Annotated in this window: 16 protein-coding genes; 10 read left to right on the top strand and 6 right to left on the bottom strand. The window is 51.9% G+C overall.

The window, feature by feature from the left end; genetic code table 11:
• The first annotated feature begins 272 nt into the window (after positions 1–272).
• Together PTW35_RS24060 and PTW35_RS24065 are read left to right on the top strand one after the other, a co-directional pair.
• The gene (locus PTW35_RS24060) at positions 273–602 is read left to right on the top strand and encodes an SMR family transporter (protein ID WP_044620801.1); all 330 of its coding nucleotides are present in this window, start codon (positions 273–275) and stop codon (positions 600–602) included.
• An 83-nt stretch (positions 603–685) separates the two neighbouring features.
• Positions 686–910, top strand: coding sequence for a hypothetical protein (locus PTW35_RS24065; RefSeq protein ID WP_044620800.1), 225 nt, complete (start codon positions 686–688; stop codon positions 908–910).
• Between the two features lie 26 nt (positions 911–936).
• Here PTW35_RS24065 and PTW35_RS24070 read toward each other — a convergent pair whose 3' ends face one another.
• Positions 937–1,302 carry a hypothetical protein gene (locus PTW35_RS24070; protein WP_281027786.1) on the bottom strand — a complete coding sequence of 122 codons (366 nt, stop codon included), beginning with the start codon at positions 1,300–1,302 and terminating at the stop codon, positions 937–939.
• Positions 1,303–1,872: 570 nt separating this feature from the next.
• Between PTW35_RS24070 and PTW35_RS24075 the strand changes: the two genes are divergently transcribed.
• Positions 1,873–2,661, top strand: a complete 789-nt coding sequence (locus PTW35_RS24075; protein WP_044620798.1) for a hypothetical protein — start codon at positions 1,873–1,875, stop codon at positions 2,659–2,661.
• 74 nt (positions 2,662–2,735) lie between these two features.
• Here PTW35_RS24075 and PTW35_RS24080 read toward each other — a convergent pair whose 3' ends face one another.
• Positions 2,736–3,158, bottom strand: a complete 423-nt coding sequence (locus PTW35_RS24080) for a hypothetical protein (protein ID WP_281027787.1) — start codon at positions 3,156–3,158, stop codon at positions 2,736–2,738.
• A gap of 200 nt (positions 3,159–3,358) precedes the next feature.
• On the opposite strand from PTW35_RS24080, the gene PTW35_RS24085 reads away from it, so the two are divergent.
• The 7 genes from PTW35_RS24085 (at position 3,359) to ppsA (ending at position 12,497) form a co-directional block, all read left to right on the top strand.
• Positions 3,359–3,901 (top strand): RNA polymerase sigma factor, encoded by a 543-nt coding sequence (locus PTW35_RS24085; RefSeq protein WP_281027788.1) that lies wholly within the window; start codon positions 3,359–3,361, stop codon positions 3,899–3,901.
• Entirely contained in the window at positions 3,901–4,638 is a 738-nt protein-coding gene (locus PTW35_RS24090) for a hypothetical protein (RefSeq protein WP_281027789.1), read from the top strand. The genes PTW35_RS24085 and PTW35_RS24090 overlap by 1 nt, the downstream gene beginning before the upstream one ends.
• A 177-nt stretch (positions 4,639–4,815) precedes the next feature.
• Positions 4,816–6,561: an acetate--CoA ligase gene (gene acsA / locus PTW35_RS24095; protein ID WP_281029136.1), complete on the top strand. Its 1,746-nt coding sequence runs from the start codon at positions 4,816–4,818 to the stop codon at positions 6,559–6,561.
• On the top strand, positions 6,558–8,588 hold the full coding sequence (gene pdhA, locus PTW35_RS24100; protein ID WP_281027790.1) for a pyruvate dehydrogenase (acetyl-transferring) E1 component subunit alpha: 2,031 nt from the start codon (positions 6,558–6,560) through the stop codon (positions 8,586–8,588). Before acsA ends, pdhA begins: the two co-directional genes overlap by 4 nt.
• Entirely contained in the window at positions 8,578–9,834 is a 1,257-nt protein-coding gene (locus tag PTW35_RS24105; protein WP_281027791.1) for a dihydrolipoamide acetyltransferase family protein, read from the top strand. Before pdhA ends, PTW35_RS24105 begins: the two co-directional genes overlap by 11 nt.
• Positions 9,831–10,076: an acyl carrier protein gene (locus PTW35_RS24110; protein ID WP_281027792.1), complete on the top strand. Its 246-nt coding sequence runs from the start codon at positions 9,831–9,833 to the stop codon at positions 10,074–10,076. Before PTW35_RS24105 ends, PTW35_RS24110 begins: the two co-directional genes overlap by 4 nt.
• Before the next feature lie 12 nt (positions 10,077–10,088).
• Entirely contained in the window at positions 10,089–12,497 is a 2,409-nt protein-coding gene (ppsA, locus tag PTW35_RS24115) for a phosphoenolpyruvate synthase (RefSeq protein WP_281027793.1), read from the top strand.
• Here ppsA and PTW35_RS24120 read toward each other — a convergent pair.
• From PTW35_RS24120 to PTW35_RS24135, 4 genes are all read right to left on the bottom strand, one after another.
• A complete protein-coding gene (locus tag PTW35_RS24120) occupies positions 12,494–13,327 on the bottom strand; it encodes an FAD-binding oxidoreductase (protein WP_281027794.1) in 834 nt (277 codons plus the stop codon). The two genes, ppsA and PTW35_RS24120, sit on opposite strands and share 4 nt — an antisense overlap.
• Complete coding sequence (locus tag PTW35_RS24125; RefSeq protein ID WP_281027795.1) at positions 13,320–14,351, bottom strand: 4Fe-4S dicluster domain-containing protein; 1,032 nt, start codon at positions 14,349–14,351, stop codon at positions 13,320–13,322. Before PTW35_RS24125 ends, PTW35_RS24120 begins: the two co-directional genes overlap by 8 nt.
• On the bottom strand, positions 14,344–16,440 hold the full coding sequence (gene fdhF / locus PTW35_RS24130) for a formate dehydrogenase subunit alpha (RefSeq protein WP_281027796.1): 2,097 nt from the start codon (positions 16,438–16,440) through the stop codon (positions 14,344–14,346). The genes PTW35_RS24125 and fdhF overlap by 8 nt, the downstream gene beginning before the upstream one ends.
• Before the next feature lie 109 nt (positions 16,441–16,549).
• A complete protein-coding gene (locus tag PTW35_RS24135; protein ID WP_281027797.1) occupies positions 16,550–17,365 on the bottom strand; it encodes a formate/nitrite transporter family protein in 816 nt (271 codons plus the stop codon).
• Between the last annotated feature and the right edge of the window lie 31 nt (positions 17,366–17,396).

The following is a 17,396-nucleotide window of genomic DNA, read 5'->3' on the forward strand; positions in this document are numbered from 1 at the left end:
ATCAGGTTTTATTGTCATACCGATGTTGCATCAAATGAATCCGCATTTAAATGTTAAAATTGTGAAAGTTGTGAAAATGAGATATTGGTGGTAATAAGCATATCAATAACCTTATTAGCTCTTGCCCCGCATAAAATCGCCCACACCTCCCCTATTGTTACTCAAAATAAAAAGTCATTTGCTTAAATGGCGAATTATCATTCATTGAGAAATGGTTATACTGCTCGCCATCTTGATACCGAACATCAACCAACAAATTAAGAGAGGACTAAATGGGCTGGGTATTTTTACTACTGGGGGTAATGGCAGAGGCAACATCACATGTCGCCCTTCGCGCCACAAACGGATTCTCGAACTGGTTGCCCAGCACTATAGTGATTCTTGGACATCTCATTGCCTTCATCTTCCTTGGGCAAGCGATGAAGTCGTTACCTGTAGGCATCGTCCATGCTATCTGGGCTGGGCTTGCTATTGTTGCGGTAACGGCAATGTCTGGACTTATCTACAAACAACACCTTGATGCCAAAGTTTGGCTAGGGATGGTCATTGTCGCGATTGGCATTGCCATCATCAACCTGGGCGGTGCCGCACACAGCCACTAACGTCCACTATCCTGCCACGTCTTAATGCCTTAGACGGGATAACCCCCTTGTTCATTCGAAATAGCCATAATTTAGGAGTAAGCATGACTCAAGAGCGCGCGATAAACCTGTATTACTATTTGCTTCAGGAAAACACACCACAAAAAGAGCTCAACGCAATCATGAGGTTATTGAAGGAGGACTACGGCATTGATCTAAGCCGCATCGATAGGAAGCGCCGTCGTCCTCAAAACCGATTTGATATCAACAACTATGGCGCGGGCGGGTCGCGAACCATGAACCAAACCCGCCAAATTCAGTCGGTGTGAGGCGAGCAACCATCATTAAAAAGCAATCAAGTAAGCTGTTGCAACTTACGCTTGAGCATTTTATTACCCAGTGATCGCCGTAACAGGATAAGAGGGAGTATCGACATCATTATCCAGCTCACCGGTGGCTCATCAATTTCCACGACCTGCTGTGTCTGTGGTGTCTGAGATAATGCGAGTAACGGCGAGGGTAGATTATTGGTTTGGCATGCCCCCGAATAGTCACCATGACCCATATGTGCATCTACAGCGTTGATATTGACATACAAGGTTATTTCCCCAGAGCCGGTTTGGTGGCAAATCATGCTCATAGTCTGGGCTTGTACTGTCGGCGGTGCCAATAATGCCGAGAGAAGAACAACCAAAGATGACGCCATTGCCATTTTTTTCATAAACTACTCACCAAATCCCATGTGGTATTTTTTTAACCAAGATAGTTCAAGTGTAGTATATTTTTATGAAACCCTAATGATAATTTAATCAACGAAGACATCGCACATAAAATCATTATTAAACAATGTATTAAAACCTAATCAGCTATACTTATTTCAGCACCTAGACAAAAATTTAGCGTCACTAAGTATGACAATTTCCACCCAAGACTAAGCAGATAACCCTCTCGAGCAAAATAACCCGCAATTCTTGCGTTGCTCCTGTGCAATTTACATTTCCTTACATTCAGTGCGATAACACTCCAGAGATTGACCTTAGCCCCGACCGAAAGGAAGCAAAATAACACCCGTCGTTTAAAACAGCGTTTTTAAAATCAAGCACATAAGAACAAGCAATATACCGCTCACAACAAAGCATGAAAACGCAAGCAAATTTACATTTTGAAATATAAAAAACACCGTTCAATTCGTACAGGAATGATTCAGTTTCAAGTTGTTACATTAGCGGCATAACAAAACGCCATCGCAACAGTGATGCCGCCTTAAAACATTTAAACAGCAGGAATCACCATGAACACTTTCGCTAAAACGTCTATTGTTTCCATCATCGGCCTGACTCTTCTAACTGGTTGTGTCAATCCTGACAACCAAGATGATCCAAATGCCCTGACCAAACAAGGTGCCGCTGGCGGTGCTCTACTTGGCCTCACACTCGGTGCACTTACCGGTGATGCAGACCTTGCAGTGAAAGGCGCAATTGCTGGCGGTGTTTCTGGCGGTGTGGCAGGTGCTTCTGCTGATATTCAAAACAACCGTGATAACCAGCGCCATGACAGCCGAAATGATGCCCTGGCCCAGATTGGTAACGGTGGACAGGCTGCCACCAGTGCCCAACCTCAAAACTGGGACAAGCTAGATAACTTCACAGGCAACTGGAACGTAAGCATCTGGAGTGGCGCCACAGAACAAGCTGTCAATGCCACGGCAAAAGCGACAGGTTCACTGGCTAAAACCACTGAAGCAAGCGTTAACATCAACAATGTCGCTATCGATGGTCAGTCACAAGCACTCGCTTTTACGGCTAACTTTGCCTACACGCCACAAGCGGGTTATAGCCTGACAGTTACAGATAACGCAAGCAATGTTCCTGTTACCTTTGCTGGTGAGTACCAACAAGGCATGAACCGCTACAACTTCTACCCGACGAATGCACAGGCAAGCATCTACAAAAACTTCGATTCGTCGACCGTACGAGTTGAACTTGGCTTCGCCGGACAGAATGTGTGGATGGTTGACACTTACGCCCTAGTCAACGGTCAAGAGCAGAAGATCCAAACTTACCGTTTCACTAAAAGCTAAATTCCAACAATAGCAACCTTGTTTCCTGTAGCGCTGTGTCTTCATGGGCATCACTAGAAGACACAGCGCATTTTTTATAGTGAGCACCCCAGGTAGCCCACTGTCACATGGGTTCCCCTTTCCACGGAAGGGAAATCTTCCGGGAATGGCACACTGTCATCATTGGCCCCATCAATATTGGTGTCGAACTCTAAGTCTCCCTGCAGATCAAAACCGACATACCTCAGCATCATCTTTCCCACGAAAACATAGTCGACATGAACATCAAGCTCTTGACCTGAAAAGAAATACCCTGTCGGTGCCGCTTCAAAGGACACATCAAATTTCTCGCGTCCATCGCGTACCTCATACCTCGCACTCATACTGGTATCGTAAGCACCACTTTTGCCACACTCCAGCCTTGTTCTTCCTTCATCTTTGGCTAACCCGACACTGGAGAACAGAACAATACTCATCATACCCGCTGCCGCTAATACATCTTGAATTGCTCTTTTCATATCTTCACCTAATCAAGTCGATTCAATCAGACATGCCACTCCTTTTCCAAATACTACGACCAACCTCCTTGTTTCACAGGTAAGAGACAGAAGTCGAAAACTTGTTCCATGTCGAGATTAAGAAAAATGATCCCTCTCGTTCAGCCTATGCTTATCGAAAAAATATGGAACAAGAACCAAACTTGAAGCCTCTTACTAGCATGAGTAGATACTCTCAACCACAGCATGACTATGACCAGCTCGTCGATTTGTACTATGCCAAGCTCTACCGGTTTGCCTACAGCCTGACGAACTCACAAGCCGATGCCAGTGACCTTACCCAGCAGGCCTTTTGTATCTGGCTGGAAAAAGGCCACCAATTGCGCGAGCCGGGCAAAGAAAAAACATGGCTGTTTACCACGCTGTACCGAGAGTTCCTGCGCAATAAGCGTAAGATCAGCGTACTAGCGAGTGATGAAGATATTACCGAAGGGGCTACCGAAGAGTTGGACATCCAAGAGCCATTGTGTATTGCCCCCTCGAAAGCCATCGCAGCCATATCGAACTTGAATGAGTTTTATCGCACGCCATTAATCTTATTTTATATGCGTGAGCACTCGTATCAGGAGATTGCAGACATCATAGGCGTACCCATCGGTACAGTTAAATCTCGAATTTCAAGGGGAAAAGTAATGCTGTGCAAGATCATTGAATCAGATTTAACTGACTTCGACGAAAGCTTGGAGCAAGTAGGAGCTAAATAATGGACAGCAACAGCATCAAGTCGATATTAAGACTCTACCGTCCCGGGATTGATGATGAAACACAGGTCATCAAAGAAGCGCTACTCCGGGTCGAAAATGATCCCGAACTGAAAGTTTGGTACCAGACGTACTTACAGAATGAGGAGGCTCTTCACCAGAGCTTCAACGACATCGCTATCCCGCCAGGCTTGAAAACACAGCTTACCAAGCAGTACGCAAAACATAATGCCCCAGCCAAGCGCAACATGGGGCTGGTGCCAGCCGCCATTGCTGCCTCACTGATGCTGCTTGTCCTGTCGTGGCTGATGATTGGCCCTGAAGCCAAACCCCGTTTCACCCACTTCCAGCACGACATGCTCGCTTTTGTCACCCAACCTTATGAAATGGATATTGTGGAGGATAATCTAGCGTCGATAGACCAAGGGTTTGCCAATGTTAACTGGCCTACTGGTTATGTGCTGCCCGCATCCCTCAATACCCTGCATATCTTGGGCGGAGTCATGCAGCAATGGCAAGATGAGAAAGTCTCCATCGTCTGTCTAGAAAACAATGCCGGCAAGTACATTTGGCTATTTGTCACTACGCTCAGCACGTTCAGTATAGATAAGACTATCCCGATAGAAGCCGAGGTACTACAAAGGGCGCCGCTCCTTACCCATACAGCATGGCAAGATCAGCACTTCACCTACTATATGATTGCCGAAGGTGATATTGATTTTATCAAGAGCTATTTATAACCATCTCTGGACCAAACCTTACTCCATCAGGGTGGCTGAACGCTCCCTAGCAGGTGCCATTTGTCCCTTTCTCTCAACACTGCAATGGCAATTGGCCGTGAATTAACCACAATTTGTTCGAGGCTAGCTTCTGCTGAAGCGCTGTATTCATCCTAACTCATTGTCCCGGGCATCATGATGATAAAGCCAATTTTCAACAAGGTTTTGGCTGAAAACGCCAACCTCGTCAATTACGCACAAGCGAAGACCCAACCGCCTCCGCGCTGTACACAGCCCAAGGGGCTTTCATCCGGAGGGATCAATATCGGCTATGAAGCGGTCGATCGGCATCTCGGAACCCCTTTCGAAGACAAAGTTGCCCTTCGTTGGATCAGCAAGAAGGATCAAATTGTCGAACTGAGTTACCATCAGCTCAGCAAACAATCCAGTGCCTTTGGCTCACTGTTAAACCAACTTGGCCTCGCTTCAGGCAGTCGCATCTTCAGCCTTATAGGGCGACGGCCAGAACTTTATATTGCCGCATTGGGCACATTAAAAGCCGGTTGTGTTTTCACCCCTTTGTTTTCCGCATTTGGCCCCGAGCCCATCCGCTCCCGAATAGAAATCGGCGAAGCAAACGTGGTGGTTACTACCGTTAGCCTCTACCGCAAAAAGCTTAAAAGCTGGTGGCGCGAACTGCCGCACCTGAAGGCAATACTGCTGGTTGACGGCAACCCGGACAACGAGGAAGGTTGCTTTGACTTCCATTTACTGATGGGCAGCGCCGATCCCCAGTATCCAACCGCACGAACCCTGCAGGAAGACACGGCGCTGCTGCACTTTACCAGCGGCACCACCGGAAAACCCAAAGGGGTCCTTCATGTCCACCAGGCCGTTGAGCACCACCTACTATCCGCCTTTTATGCGCTTGATCTCAAGCCGACAGATACCTATTGGTGCACGGCCGATCCGGGTTGGGTAACCGGAACCACCTACGGCATTATTGCTCCGCTATGCATCGGGGTCACCATGATCGTCGATGAGGCAGAGTTTGATGCCGAGCGTTGGTACAAAATACTGCAGGACCAACATGTAACTGTTTGGTACACGGCCCCAACCGCCATCCGCATGCTGATGAAAGCCGGCGATACCCTACCGCGCCAATTCGACTTGACGGCATTACGCTTCATGGCCAGTGTCGGGGAACCCCTCAACCCAGAAGCCGTTGAGTGGAGCAATCGGGTTCTGAAAATGCCGTTTCACGATAACTGGTGGCAGACCGAAACAGGCGGCATCATGATTGCCAACTATCCAAGTGAGCCCATTAAGCCAGGCTCGATGGGTCAACCCCTGCCAGGAATAGAGGCCGCCATTATCATTGATGATGAACAGGGCCATCTGGTTGAAGCCTCTACCCCGATGACCATTGGCGAGTTGGCAGTAAGAGCTGGCTGGCCCTCCATGTTCAGGGGCTATCTCAACCAAGCCGAAAAATATGCGCAATGCTTCAGCGGCGAGTGGTATTTAAGCGGTGATCTCGCGATGATGGATGAAGACGGCTACTTCTGGTTCGTCGGCCGCAAAGACGATCTGATCAAATCATCCGGCCATCTAATCGGCCCCTTTGAAGTAGAGAGTGTCTTGATGGAACACCCAGCCGTTGCCGAGGTGGGGGTGATAGGTATACCGGATCCCGTTGCCGGCCAACTGGTTAAGGCCTTCGTCGCCCTCAAGCCCGGAATCAGTGCTGACGATGATCTGCGGCAGGCATTGCTTGGACTTGCCCGCAAAAGGCTCGGGGCCGCGGTCGCGCCCAAAGAAATCGCTTTTCGAACTAACCTCCCCAAAACCCGCAGCGGTAAGATCATGCGCCGGCTGCTCAAAGCGAGAGAATTAGGGCTCCCCGAGGGAGATACCTCAACGCTGGAGAGTGACGAACAATGACCAACAGACTTCATGTCAACCGCCAACACCTACTCGAGCAACTACGCCAGATGTTGCGGATCAGGCGCTTTGAGGAAAAATGTGCCGAATTATACGCTGCAGAAAAAATCCGTGGCTTTCTTCACCTTTACATCGGCGAAGAAGCCATCGCTGTCGGCGTGATGTCCGCACTCAGCCCCGATGACCAGATCGTTGCAACTTACCGCGAGCATGGCCATGCCCTAGCCAGAGGAATGGGTATGGGCAGCATACTGGCCGAAATGTATGGTCGTGCCAATGGCTGCAGCCGAGGCCGGGGTGGATCGATGCACTTGTTTGATAAACAAAGGCATTTTTATGGCGGTAATGCCATTGTCGGGGGTGGACTGCCACTGGCAACGGGGCTGGCGATGGCCAATAAGAAAATGCAGCGTAACGCGGTAGCCGTCTGCTTCTTCGGTGAGGGAGCCGTTGCCGAAGGCGAGTTTCATGAAAGCCTGAACTTAGCCGCGCTATGGCAGCTGCCGGTACTTTTCATCTGCGAGAACAACCGCTATGCCATGGGAACCGCCCTTAGCCTGTCTGAATCGGAAACCAATATTGCCCGCAAGGCAAAAAGCTACGGCATCAGTGCTGTTCAGGTCGATGGCATGAATGTGGTGGATACCGAAGCGGCGACTATCAAGGCGTTGGATTATATCCGCCAAGGCAACGGTCCCTACTTCCTTGAATGTCAGACCTACCGTTTCCGTGGCCACTCCAGCTTTGATGCCCAGCTCTACCGAGACAAGGCCGAAATTGCGCTGTGGGAAGAAAAAGGCCCGGTCAAACGCTTGATCGAGTGGCTGCAGAAAAACAGCCACTTTCAAGATCACGAGCTGGTGGCAATGGAAGCGGAAATTGCCCAGGAAATTGAAATGGCCATCAACGTTGCCGAAGCCGGTGCACAAGAGCTAGTCGAGAACCTCGGTCAGTTTGTCTACAGCGATGCCAGCCATTCCCTTCCTCCGATAATCAGTACCCAACAGGATTCCGAAATCACCTACCGAGAAGCACTGCGCTATGCTCTTAGCGATGCCCTTAACAGCGACCCTCGAATCTTCCTGATGGGAGAAGATGTCGGACATTACGGCGGTTGCTACGCCGTCAGCAAAGGGTTAATCGGTGAGTTCGGCCCCGATCGGATCATCGATACGCCCTTGTGCGAGTCTGGCTTTGTCGGTGTCGGTATCGGTGCGGCCCTTGGCGGAATGAGGCCAATCGTCGAAGTGATGACCGTCAATTTCAGCTTACTGGCCATGGATCAAATCATCAACAGTGCGGCGACCCTGTTGCATATGTCCGGTGGGCAATTCAATGTCCCGCTGGTTATCCGCATGGCCTGCGGGGCAGGCAAACAGCTCGCCGCCCAGCACTCGCACAGCTGGGAGAATTTCTACGCCCATGTACCGGGGTTAAAAGTGCTCAGCCCTGCCACCCATAATGATGCCCGGCATATGCTGGGGTTTGCCCTGACAGATCCCGATCCGGTCCTCATCTTCGAGCACGTCATGCTGCTGAACGACAGCGGTCCGGTCAGCGAGGAGCCCGACGGCCCCATGAATAAAGCCCTGATCAGGCGCGAAGGAACTGACATCAGCCTGATCACCTATGGCGGAAGCCTGGCCAAAGTCAATCAGGCGGCAGAGGCACTCAGCCAAGAAGGGATCAGTGCCGAGGTCATTGACCTGCGTTCGTTGCGGCCTTTGGACAGCCAAACCATAGTTGCCAGTGTCAGCAAGACACACCGCGCGGTCATTATTGACGAAGGCTGGTATACCGGCAGCCTTGCCGGTGAGATCAGCGCCATCATCATGGAACAAGCTTTCTGGCATCTGGATGCCCCTGTTGGCCGGGTCTGTAGCCAAGAAGTCCCAATCCCTTACCCCCAGCACCTCGAGCAGGCTGCCATACCCCAGCCCCAACAGATTATTGCCGCGGCCAAGGAAGCATTGGCTATGCCGCCGACTTGGGACAGCAATACGGGAAGCCGCAACCATGGAAAGTAACCAAACGTCGCCCAATCTCATCGACATTACCATGCCAGCCCTGGGTGCCGATATGCGCGACGGCACCTTAATCGAGTGGCAGGTCAAACGCGGGGATAAGGTTGCCAAGGGAGATATCATTGCCGTTATCGAGACAAGCAAAGGAGCCATAGATATGGAAGCCTACCACGACGGTACCATTACCGAACTGTTGGTAGAGCCAATCATCAAACTGCCGGTTGGCAGTGTCATGGCAAGGATGACAGCAACGGGCACCGAGCCCCAAGTCGCAACCTCCCCCGCCCTTGGAACAACCGACAGTACTACCGCCACGGGAAAACAGACTCCGGCTGATACCCGCCAGGCCGACTCGCCCCCCACGGTCAGGGTTGAACGCCATCCCTATTTGGCTCGTCATCCAAGCGCCTTGGTCCAGCCGAGCCCGTCGCGGCAACTTGTCTCGCCTGCCGCACGGCTGCTGGCCAGCCAGCAGGGCATCATGCTGTCAGGTCTAACCGGCAGTGGTCCTAACGGGGCGATTCTGCTTCGCGATGTTCCTGCTAAGCCAGAGCAGCACGCCAGGCATGACATAAAAGACAAATCGTCTTCAATGCGCCAGGCTATCAGTGACGCAATGTCAATGTCCAAGCAGCAAATTCCCCACTACTATCTCGCACTGGATATCGATCTCAGCATCGCTAAGGCATGGCTCAAGCAGCTAAACCAACATCGTGAGCCAGAACAACGCCTGCTTATCACTGCCGTCATCATTGCCGCTATCGCACATCAGTTACCACGCTACCCCGCACTGAACGGCTCCTGCCATGATGGGCAGTTCGTGCCGTCTAAGGCCATCCACATTGGCAACACAATCTCCCTGCGCGATGAAGGACTGGTAGTGCCTGCAATTCTAGATGCGGATCAACGCAACCTGGAACAGGTCATGGCATCACTAAGGGAGATAACCGAGAGGGCGCGACGCGGCCGCTTGCGGAGTTCAGAGTTGACCAGCGCCACTATCACGGTCACTAGCATTGGAGAACGGGGAGCGGACAGCCTCATCGGCGTTATCTACCCGCCGCAAGTGGCGATCATTGGTCTTGGCCGCTTGCGTAAGGCGCCTATCGTCAGCAATGACAAACTCTGTGTTGGCGACGTGATGACCGTGACCCTGTCGGCCGACCATCGCGTCAGCGATGGGCTAACGGGCTCTCGGTTTCTCACGGCGCTCGCCAAACAGCTGCAACACCCAGAGGATTTATTATGACGACTGAAAACTTTGCCGCCTGTATCGCCACTGCACTCCGAAGAATTGCCCCGGAGATCGACCTCCAGGACATCGCACAAGATGAGGATTTGCGCGAGGAATGCGAGCTAGACTCAATGGATTTCCTTAACTTGCTCGCAGACCTCAAAAAACAAACGGGCATCAGTATTCCTGAAAGCGATTACCCTCAGGTGAGAAGCTACAATCAACTGATAAGTTACCTCCAAGACCATCACCAATAGCCGGGAACTAACATGAAGAAGACAGCGCCTGCTCCGTTGATATATTGGTACGCCCACTTAAGCATCCAGGATATTGCTCTAGTAGGCGGAAAAAATGCCAGCCTTGGCGAAATGTACAACCAACTCCAGCAGGCTGGCATTCGAGTACCCAATGGTTTTGCAACCAGTGCCCAGTTATTTAAAGATTTCCTCACACAAAATCAACTTGATGCCCCTATAGATGGCTTGCTGGCATCGTTGAACAGCGGGGCCGCAAGCCTCAAAGACGTTGGCCAACAAATTCGTGGCCTCATCAGCCAGGGAGTGTTTACCGACCAACAAGAGCAGTGCATCATTGATGCCTATCTCCAGCTTGAAAAACAAACCAGCACCCCTTCCCCTGCCGTCGCTGTTCGCAGCTCAGCGACAGCCGAAGACTTACCCGAGGCGAGCTTTGCGGGCCAGCAGGAGAGTTATCTCAATATTCAAGGTGAACGACAGGTCATTGCCGCGTGTAAACAATGCTTCGCCTCGCTGTATACCGATCGGGCCATAGTCTACCGCCAGGAGCAAGGATTCCCCCACCAGCAAGTCGCCCTCTCTGTCGGTATCCAGCAAATGATTGAGTCCGAATGTGCCGGTGTCATGTTTAGCCTCGATACCGAGAACGGCTTTCCTGATGTCGTCATGATCAACGGCAGTTGGGGGCTGGGGGAAACGATTGTCAAGGGCAGCGTCACCCCTGACAAGTTTGTGGTGTACAAGCCCCTGCTTGAGCAACCCGGCAAATCCCCCATCATTGAAAAAAAGCTAGGCCTCAAAAATGAAAAGATGATTTTTGCCAGTGGCAGCCACTGCGACACCCCGACGGTTACCATCCCCACAAGTGAAGCAGAACGCCATGCCCTGGTGATCAATGATGAAGAAACCCTGCAACTCAGTCGTTGGGCCGCCATTATCGAGCGCCATTACGGTTGTGCAATGGACATGGAATGGGCCAAAGACAGTGTGACGAAACAACTGTTCATTGTGCAGGCTAGACCGGAAACGGTTGAGGCCCAAAAAAGCCGGACGGTTCTGGTCAACTACAAACTAGAAAAAAACAACGCCCCAGTGCTACTTGAAGGCGCCAGTGTCGGTGCCGCCGTTGCATGCGGTCAAACCTATACCGTGCTCTCGCCACACGATATCGACCAATTTCCCGAAGGGGCGATTCTGGTTACCGAGCGTACCGACCCGGACTGGGTGCCTATCATGAAAAAGGCAGCAGGCATCATCACCGACTCGGGCGGCCCAACCAGCCACGCTGCGATCGTCAGTCGCGAGCTGAAAGTGCCCGCGATTGTCGGTACCGAGATGGCAACCCATCGCCTTAGCAATGGCCAAACAGTCACCCTCAGCTGTGCCGGCGGCGCGGTGGGTCAGGTCTATGACGGTACCGTGGGCTTCACCACCCAGCACATTGATATGGCCTCCATCCCCTCACCGAAAACCCAGGTAATGATCAACGCCGCCATGCCGGATGGCATTTTCCATTGGTGGCAGCTTCCCACATCCGGTATCGGCTTGACCCGCATTGAGTTTATTATTTCAAGCCAGATAGGCGTTCACCCGATGGCTTTGCTCCATCCGGAAAAAATCACTGACAGCACGGTAAAAAGTGCCATTGAGCAACGCTGTCGCCATTTTACCAACCCGCCTGATTTCTTTACCGATACCTTGGCGCTGGGGATAAGTAAAATTGCCGCCAGCCAATATCCCAAGCCCGTTATCGTCAGGATGTCCGATTTTAAGTCCAACGAGTACCGCGGCCTTCTTGGCGGGGAGGATTTCGAGCTGCACGAAGAGAATCCTATGCTTGGCCTGAGGGGGGCATCCCGTTACTACCATCCACGATACCGTGAGGCATTCCAGCTCGAGTGCCAAGCCATTGCCAAAGCGCGCAATGAGAAAGGGTTCGACAATATCATTGTCATGATCCCGTTTTGCCGCACGGTTAATGAAGCAGACAAAGTATTAAATGTCATGGCGCAAGCTGGCCTTGAACGGGGCCAGGACGGGCTACAGGTCTATGTCATGTGCGAAATTCCTTCCAATGTCATCCTTGCTGAGCGATTTGCCGAGCGGTTTGATGGTTTTTCCATTGGCAGCAACGACCTAACCCAGTTGGTACTGGGGATCGACCGTGATTCGGCGGAGCTCAAGCCCATGTTTGACGCCCGAGACGATGCAGTTAAGCGCTTGATAGAACATGTGATCACAGTCGCCCACAGCAAAGGCTGCAAAGTCGGGATCTGCGGCCAGGCCCCCTCGGATCACCCTGAGTTTGCCCAATTCCTGGTCGCCTGCGGCATTGATTCCATTTCCCTCAACCCTGACTCATTTGCCAAGGGGTGCGATGTGATTGCCAAGGCCGAGCAGTCAAGAGACCAGGAGACCTAACAGGCGATATCATACTGCAGCAGTTCGGCCCACGAGAACGTCGGGCCATGGCTGCACACATACTTCTCATTAAGGTAGCAATGGCCGCAGAGCCCAACAGCGCAATGCATTCGGCGTTCTATCGATAGAAATATCGATTTAGGATCAATGCCATACGCGACAAGATATTCCGCCGCAGCGGTTTGCATTGCTTCTGGCCCGGCCAGCAGTACCGTATCAGGTTGCTCACCGAAGGTATGCAATACCTTCGGCAGGATCCCTGTTGCGGTGCCCGGGTAAAATTCCCCGTCACTCAGGCCAGCCATATCTTCAACCACATTGAAGATAGGGATCAAATGCTGCCAGCGCGCTCTCTCTGGATTGAGCATCAGTGCCGCCTGATTTCTCGCGGCATATACCACTTCCAGCTGGATAAACTGCTGGCTGTCGATCAACTGATTAATCACGCTCGCCAAGGGTGCGATACCGCAGCCGCCACCGACGATGAGAATACGCTGATTAAGCAGCCTCTCCATCGGCCAGCCTCGACCGAACGGCCCTCTGGCACCGATGATATCGCCCACACCGCACTGGAACAATGCATCGGTCACACTCCCCATCCTACGGACTAGAGCCCGAAAGTCCCCCTGCGCGTTAGGCAATGTGGTAAAGGTGAACGGCGCCTCTCCAACACCTGGCAAGCACAGCATAAAAAATTGGCCACTTTCCGCTTTCAGCCACGGCGACAAATGCTGTTCTGTCTCTTGGATAGCGAACTGGTAGTGGCGGGTATTTTCACCATCATCATAGCAATCCACTATTTTGATCGGCACCGGGGTCAAGTTAAGCATCGTCTGCAATCCTCTTCATCACTGAATGAACCCCTATCACACCGGGGCACGTCGCCTCGCAGCGGCCACAGCCAACACAACCGTAGCGGCCAAACTCAGGGACAAAGTCATCGCTAAATTTATGGTACCAAAAGCGCTTTACCCTCTGGCCAGCCTCGGAGGCCGGGTTATGGAAGCTCGCCTCACGCTGGAAGCTCTCGTACAGGCAAGAGTCCCAGAAACGAACCTGAGTTACCGATGTTTGCTGGGAGGAAGCACTCTCTATCGGGCGGGTAGCAAAACACGAACAGGTCGGACACAGCGTGGTACACCCCGAGCAACCCAGACATTGAATACCCAGCTGCTGCCAAAACTCGTCGGATATGGCATGTTGATTGAGTTTGTCGATCCCCTCTAGGATATACGGATAGCGGGGAAAAGACTGTTCGCAATGGCTAATATTCTCCCAGCGCTGGTGCAGATCCTCTGGCGATGCCTCCTCTAGAGCCAAACCGTGCAACGCTTGTTCCCCAGCCGCCGACAAAACCACCAGCATCCAGCGCTGGCCGTCCAGTGGGTGCAGGACGAGATCCGCTGTATCATCCCGGACACTTGGCCCTGCGTTAACGAGCTGGCAAAAGCCTTGCTCGCAGGGGGTGACGCAATCCACACCGACCAAGAGCCCTTGCTTGCGCCGTGCTTGGTAGTAGGGATCTTCCTCAAAAAAGATATCTTGATAATGGATGGCCATCAAATCGCAACTTTTCACGCCGAATAACACAAAAGGCATTGGCGTCGGCAACACTTCTTCAAAAGTCTCCCCATCGAACACATATAAAGGTTCCTGCTCGGCAAAAAAGAACGATTTGGGCGATTGAAGGGGCTTTTGTTCAACCAAATCTGGCCAGTTACCGCCGCCGACTTGCTGCCAATGAAAATCTGCCCGGGCACCATCAGATTGTGGAACCACTTGGTATATCTCATGCGATTGCGCCAAATGCCTTCGTAACTCATCCAGCGAGTCCAATAGGTAAGTTTTATGCATAACCCCCACCTTTTAGTTTCCAAACCGGACTAGGTTCATGATTTGCCGGCAAAGCCGCCACCGACACCGCACAGGCCTTCAACTCAGGCATTTTAGTTACTGGGTCCTGGGCGGTATTGGTCAGCTGATTCGAAGGAGCCTCTTTAAAGTGATAAGGCATACTCACCACGCCGGGCGGCACATCCTCAGTCACCATCGCCCGCGTTTCGACATATCCCCGCCGAGAGCGCACCCCTACCGCAGCGAAAGGTTTGATAGCCAGCCGACCGGCATCGCGAGGGTTGATAAACAAAATCCCTGGAGGGGTCTCCCGCTCAAGAAGCGGTGATTTCCTACTCATCGAGCCACACCCGTAATGAAAATGGAGCCGGTTTGTGGTCAGCAGCAAGGGATAGTCTTCATCTATCGGCTCATCGATTGGCACGTAATGGGCTGGTATTAGCCTTGCCTTGCCGATTGGAAACTGCTGCTGGTGAAGAATTGTCGTCCCTTGCGGGGCATCATCATTACATGGCCATTGCAAGCCATAGTCATGCTCCAACTTGGGGTAATTCATGCCCTGATAAGAAGGGGTCAATGAAGCCATCTCATCAAAAACGGCCTCGGTCTCTGGCCAATCGAGCTGATCACTACCCATCGCCTTCGCCAGGGCTTGCAACCACTGCCAGTCACCCTTTGCTTCGCCGACAGGAGGGATAACCGGGTGGATACACTGCACCCTCCGCTCACAGTTGGTAAAGGTGCCATTTTTTTCGGCAAAAGAAGCAGCCGGCAAAACAAAATCAGCCAACTTGGCGGTCTCGGTCATGGTCAGCTCAGCGACAACCAGCAAATCCAACGCTTGATAGGCTTCGCGGACATGGTTTTGGTCAGGATCGGTCACGACGGGATCTTCGCCGAATAGAATCAATGACTTGAACTTGCCAGCCAATGCTGCTTTGGTCATCCCCATGGACGTCAGCCCCGGGGTTGAAGCAACCTCCCCGCCCCAAGCCGCTGCAAATTTCGCTTGGACGTTGGGATCATCAGCCAGTTGGTAGCCCGGATAGACATTGGGCAAACAGCCCATATCACAAGCACCCTGAACATTATTCTGTCCCCGCAGCGGGTTGATCCCTGTCCCCGGTTTACCGATATGGCCACAGACCGCAGCCAAATCGGCTAGCGCGATGACATTGGTGGTCCCCGCCATGAACTGGGTGATCCCCATCCCGTACATGATCATCGAGCGCTCTGATTGGCTGTAGTATTCCGCAGCCTGCCGGATCAGCTGCGGGTCAAGACCAGTGAGCGCTTCAACCGACTCTGGCGTGACTTTCTCGACATGTTTTGCAAGGGCTTCGAATCCTTCACAGCGCTGTTCAACAAACGCTTGATCATGCCAGCGGTTAGCAATAATGACGTGAAGCATCGCATTGATAAGCGCCGTGTTGGTGCCAGGCTGAAGCTGCAAGTGAATATCGGCAAGCTTTGCCAGCCTCGTCACCCGCGGGTCTACCACAATCAGCGTTGCTCCCGCCTGTTTGGCCTGGATAATTTGCCCGCCCAACACACTGTGGTTCTCCGTTGGATCCGCGCCGATAACCATAAGGACATCGGCCTTGAACACATCCTCGGTGCTATTGGTCATGGCACCAGAGCCAAGCACTTGCTTGAGGCCCGCCACGGTCGGGCTGTGGCAAATCCGGGCGCAGTGATCCACGTTGTTGGTTTTCAGTACGGCGCGGGCAAATTTTTGCGCAGCATAGTTATCTTCGTTGGTTGCCCGCGCACTACTGATCACCCCGACGGCTTGCGGACCATATTGCTCAATGGTATCGAGTAAGGAGGCGCTGATTGAACACAACACTTCATCCCAGCTGATGGGGATAAATTTGTCACGCTCTCTTTTAAGGGGCTGGGTAATGCGATTTTCAGGAGAAACCGCATAAACGGTGCTCCACCCCTTATCGCAAAGTTTCCCCCTGCTAATGGGATGATCCAATTGAGGGGCAACACCACACACCTCGCCTTTCGCATCGCTGGATAAATACATGCCGCAGCCTACACCGCAGAAAGGGCAGACTGTTTTCACAACTTTGGAATGCATACTGATTCCCTGATTGTTGAAGCCAGCTAAATTATAGCACCCGCCCTGATATTCATTTTCCATCACCAAGGGCAAATACACTAGCGGATATGGAAGTAAAATTTTGAATCTATGGATCTTTCCTTAAATAAATAATGTGGTATACCAAACCGACCATCACACTGCCCCCGACAAGGTTGCCCAAAATAACAGGGATCAGATTACCGACAAAACCCAGTAGCGTGACAGAGTCAGCAACATCCACCGTGCCCGAGAGCTTGAGCAGCATGGCAAGCGGAATGAAATACATATTGGCGATACTATGCTCGAAACCGGCAGCAACAAACGCAGAGATTGGAAACACGATCGCCACCGCCTTATCAATCACACTGCGGCCAGCCAACGCCATCCAGACAGCCATGCACACCAGCACGTTGCACAATAAGCCGCGGAAAAAAGCGCTCCAAAACGGCAGCTCACATTTCGCCGCCGCAATCTTGGCGTACATGGCCGCAATGGCACCATCGTTCATGGTCGTATGGCCAGAAAGGAACACCAGAACGGCCAACCCTACGGCACCGACCAAATTAGCCGCGCACACAACCGCCCAGTTTATCAATAACTCCGATGTGGTGATCTTGTTGTCAGCCCAAGCCATCGCCAAAAGGTTATTGCCAGTAAACAGCTCGGCACCCGCCACGATGACCAGCAACAGCCCCAGGGAAAAGGTCACGCCGCCGAGTACTTGCTGCATGGCAAACCCCAGTTCAGCATCAGATTTCACCAAGGTGAAATATAAACCGCCTAGGCCAATAAAAGCGCCAGCCAATATGCCCAGCATCACCATGGAAAGCAGTGGCAATCTTGCCTTTACGACTCCGATGCTGTCAACCTTCTCGGCTATCTGCTTGGGAGAGAACGCATCAAATCCAAAAATATCTGCCATTCGCTTGTTTCCCTTTCCCATAATTCATACA

The organism is Photobacterium sp. DA100 (assembly GCF_029223585.1).
Classification (GTDB): domain Bacteria; phylum Pseudomonadota; class Gammaproteobacteria; order Enterobacterales; family Vibrionaceae; genus Photobacterium.

What these genes read in the sequence shown, in the direction of transcription:
- PTW35_RS24060 (WP_044620801.1), top strand. Translation starts at nt 273, where the DNA reads ATGGGCTGGGTATTTTTACTACTGGGGGTAATGGCAGAGGCAACATCA.
- PTW35_RS24065 (WP_044620800.1), top strand. Translation starts at nt 686, where the DNA reads ATGACTCAAGAGCGCGCGATAAACCTGTATTACTATTTGCTTCAGGAA.
- PTW35_RS24070 (WP_281027786.1), bottom strand. Translation starts at nt 1,302, where the DNA reads ATGAAAAAAATGGCAATGGCGTCATCTTTGGTTGTTCTTCTCTCGGCA.
- PTW35_RS24075 (WP_044620798.1), top strand. Translation starts at nt 1,873, where the DNA reads ATGAACACTTTCGCTAAAACGTCTATTGTTTCCATCATCGGCCTGACT.
- PTW35_RS24080 (WP_281027787.1), bottom strand. Translation starts at nt 3,158, where the DNA reads ATGAAAAGAGCAATTCAAGATGTATTAGCGGCAGCGGGTATGATGAGT.
- PTW35_RS24085 (WP_281027788.1), top strand. Translation starts at nt 3,359, where the DNA reads ATGAGTAGATACTCTCAACCACAGCATGACTATGACCAGCTCGTCGAT.
- PTW35_RS24090 (WP_281027789.1), top strand. Translation starts at nt 3,901, where the DNA reads ATGGACAGCAACAGCATCAAGTCGATATTAAGACTCTACCGTCCCGGG.
- acsA (WP_281029136.1), top strand. Translation starts at nt 4,816, where the DNA reads ATGATAAAGCCAATTTTCAACAAGGTTTTGGCTGAAAACGCCAACCTC.
- pdhA (WP_281027790.1), top strand. Translation starts at nt 6,558, where the DNA reads ATGACCAACAGACTTCATGTCAACCGCCAACACCTACTCGAGCAACTA.
- PTW35_RS24105 (WP_281027791.1), top strand. Translation starts at nt 8,578, where the DNA reads ATGGAAAGTAACCAAACGTCGCCCAATCTCATCGACATTACCATGCCA.
- PTW35_RS24110 (WP_281027792.1), top strand. Translation starts at nt 9,831, where the DNA reads ATGACGACTGAAAACTTTGCCGCCTGTATCGCCACTGCACTCCGAAGA.
- ppsA (WP_281027793.1), top strand. Translation starts at nt 10,089, where the DNA reads ATGAAGAAGACAGCGCCTGCTCCGTTGATATATTGGTACGCCCACTTA.
- PTW35_RS24120 (WP_281027794.1), bottom strand. Translation starts at nt 13,327, where the DNA reads ATGCTTAACTTGACCCCGGTGCCGATCAAAATAGTGGATTGCTATGAT.
- PTW35_RS24125 (WP_281027795.1), bottom strand. Translation starts at nt 14,351, where the DNA reads ATGCATAAAACTTACCTATTGGACTCGCTGGATGAGTTACGAAGGCAT.
- fdhF (WP_281027796.1), bottom strand. Translation starts at nt 16,440, where the DNA reads ATGCATTCCAAAGTTGTGAAAACAGTCTGCCCTTTCTGCGGTGTAGGC.
- PTW35_RS24135 (WP_281027797.1), bottom strand. Translation starts at nt 17,365, where the DNA reads ATGGCAGATATTTTTGGATTTGATGCGTTCTCTCCCAAGCAGATAGCC.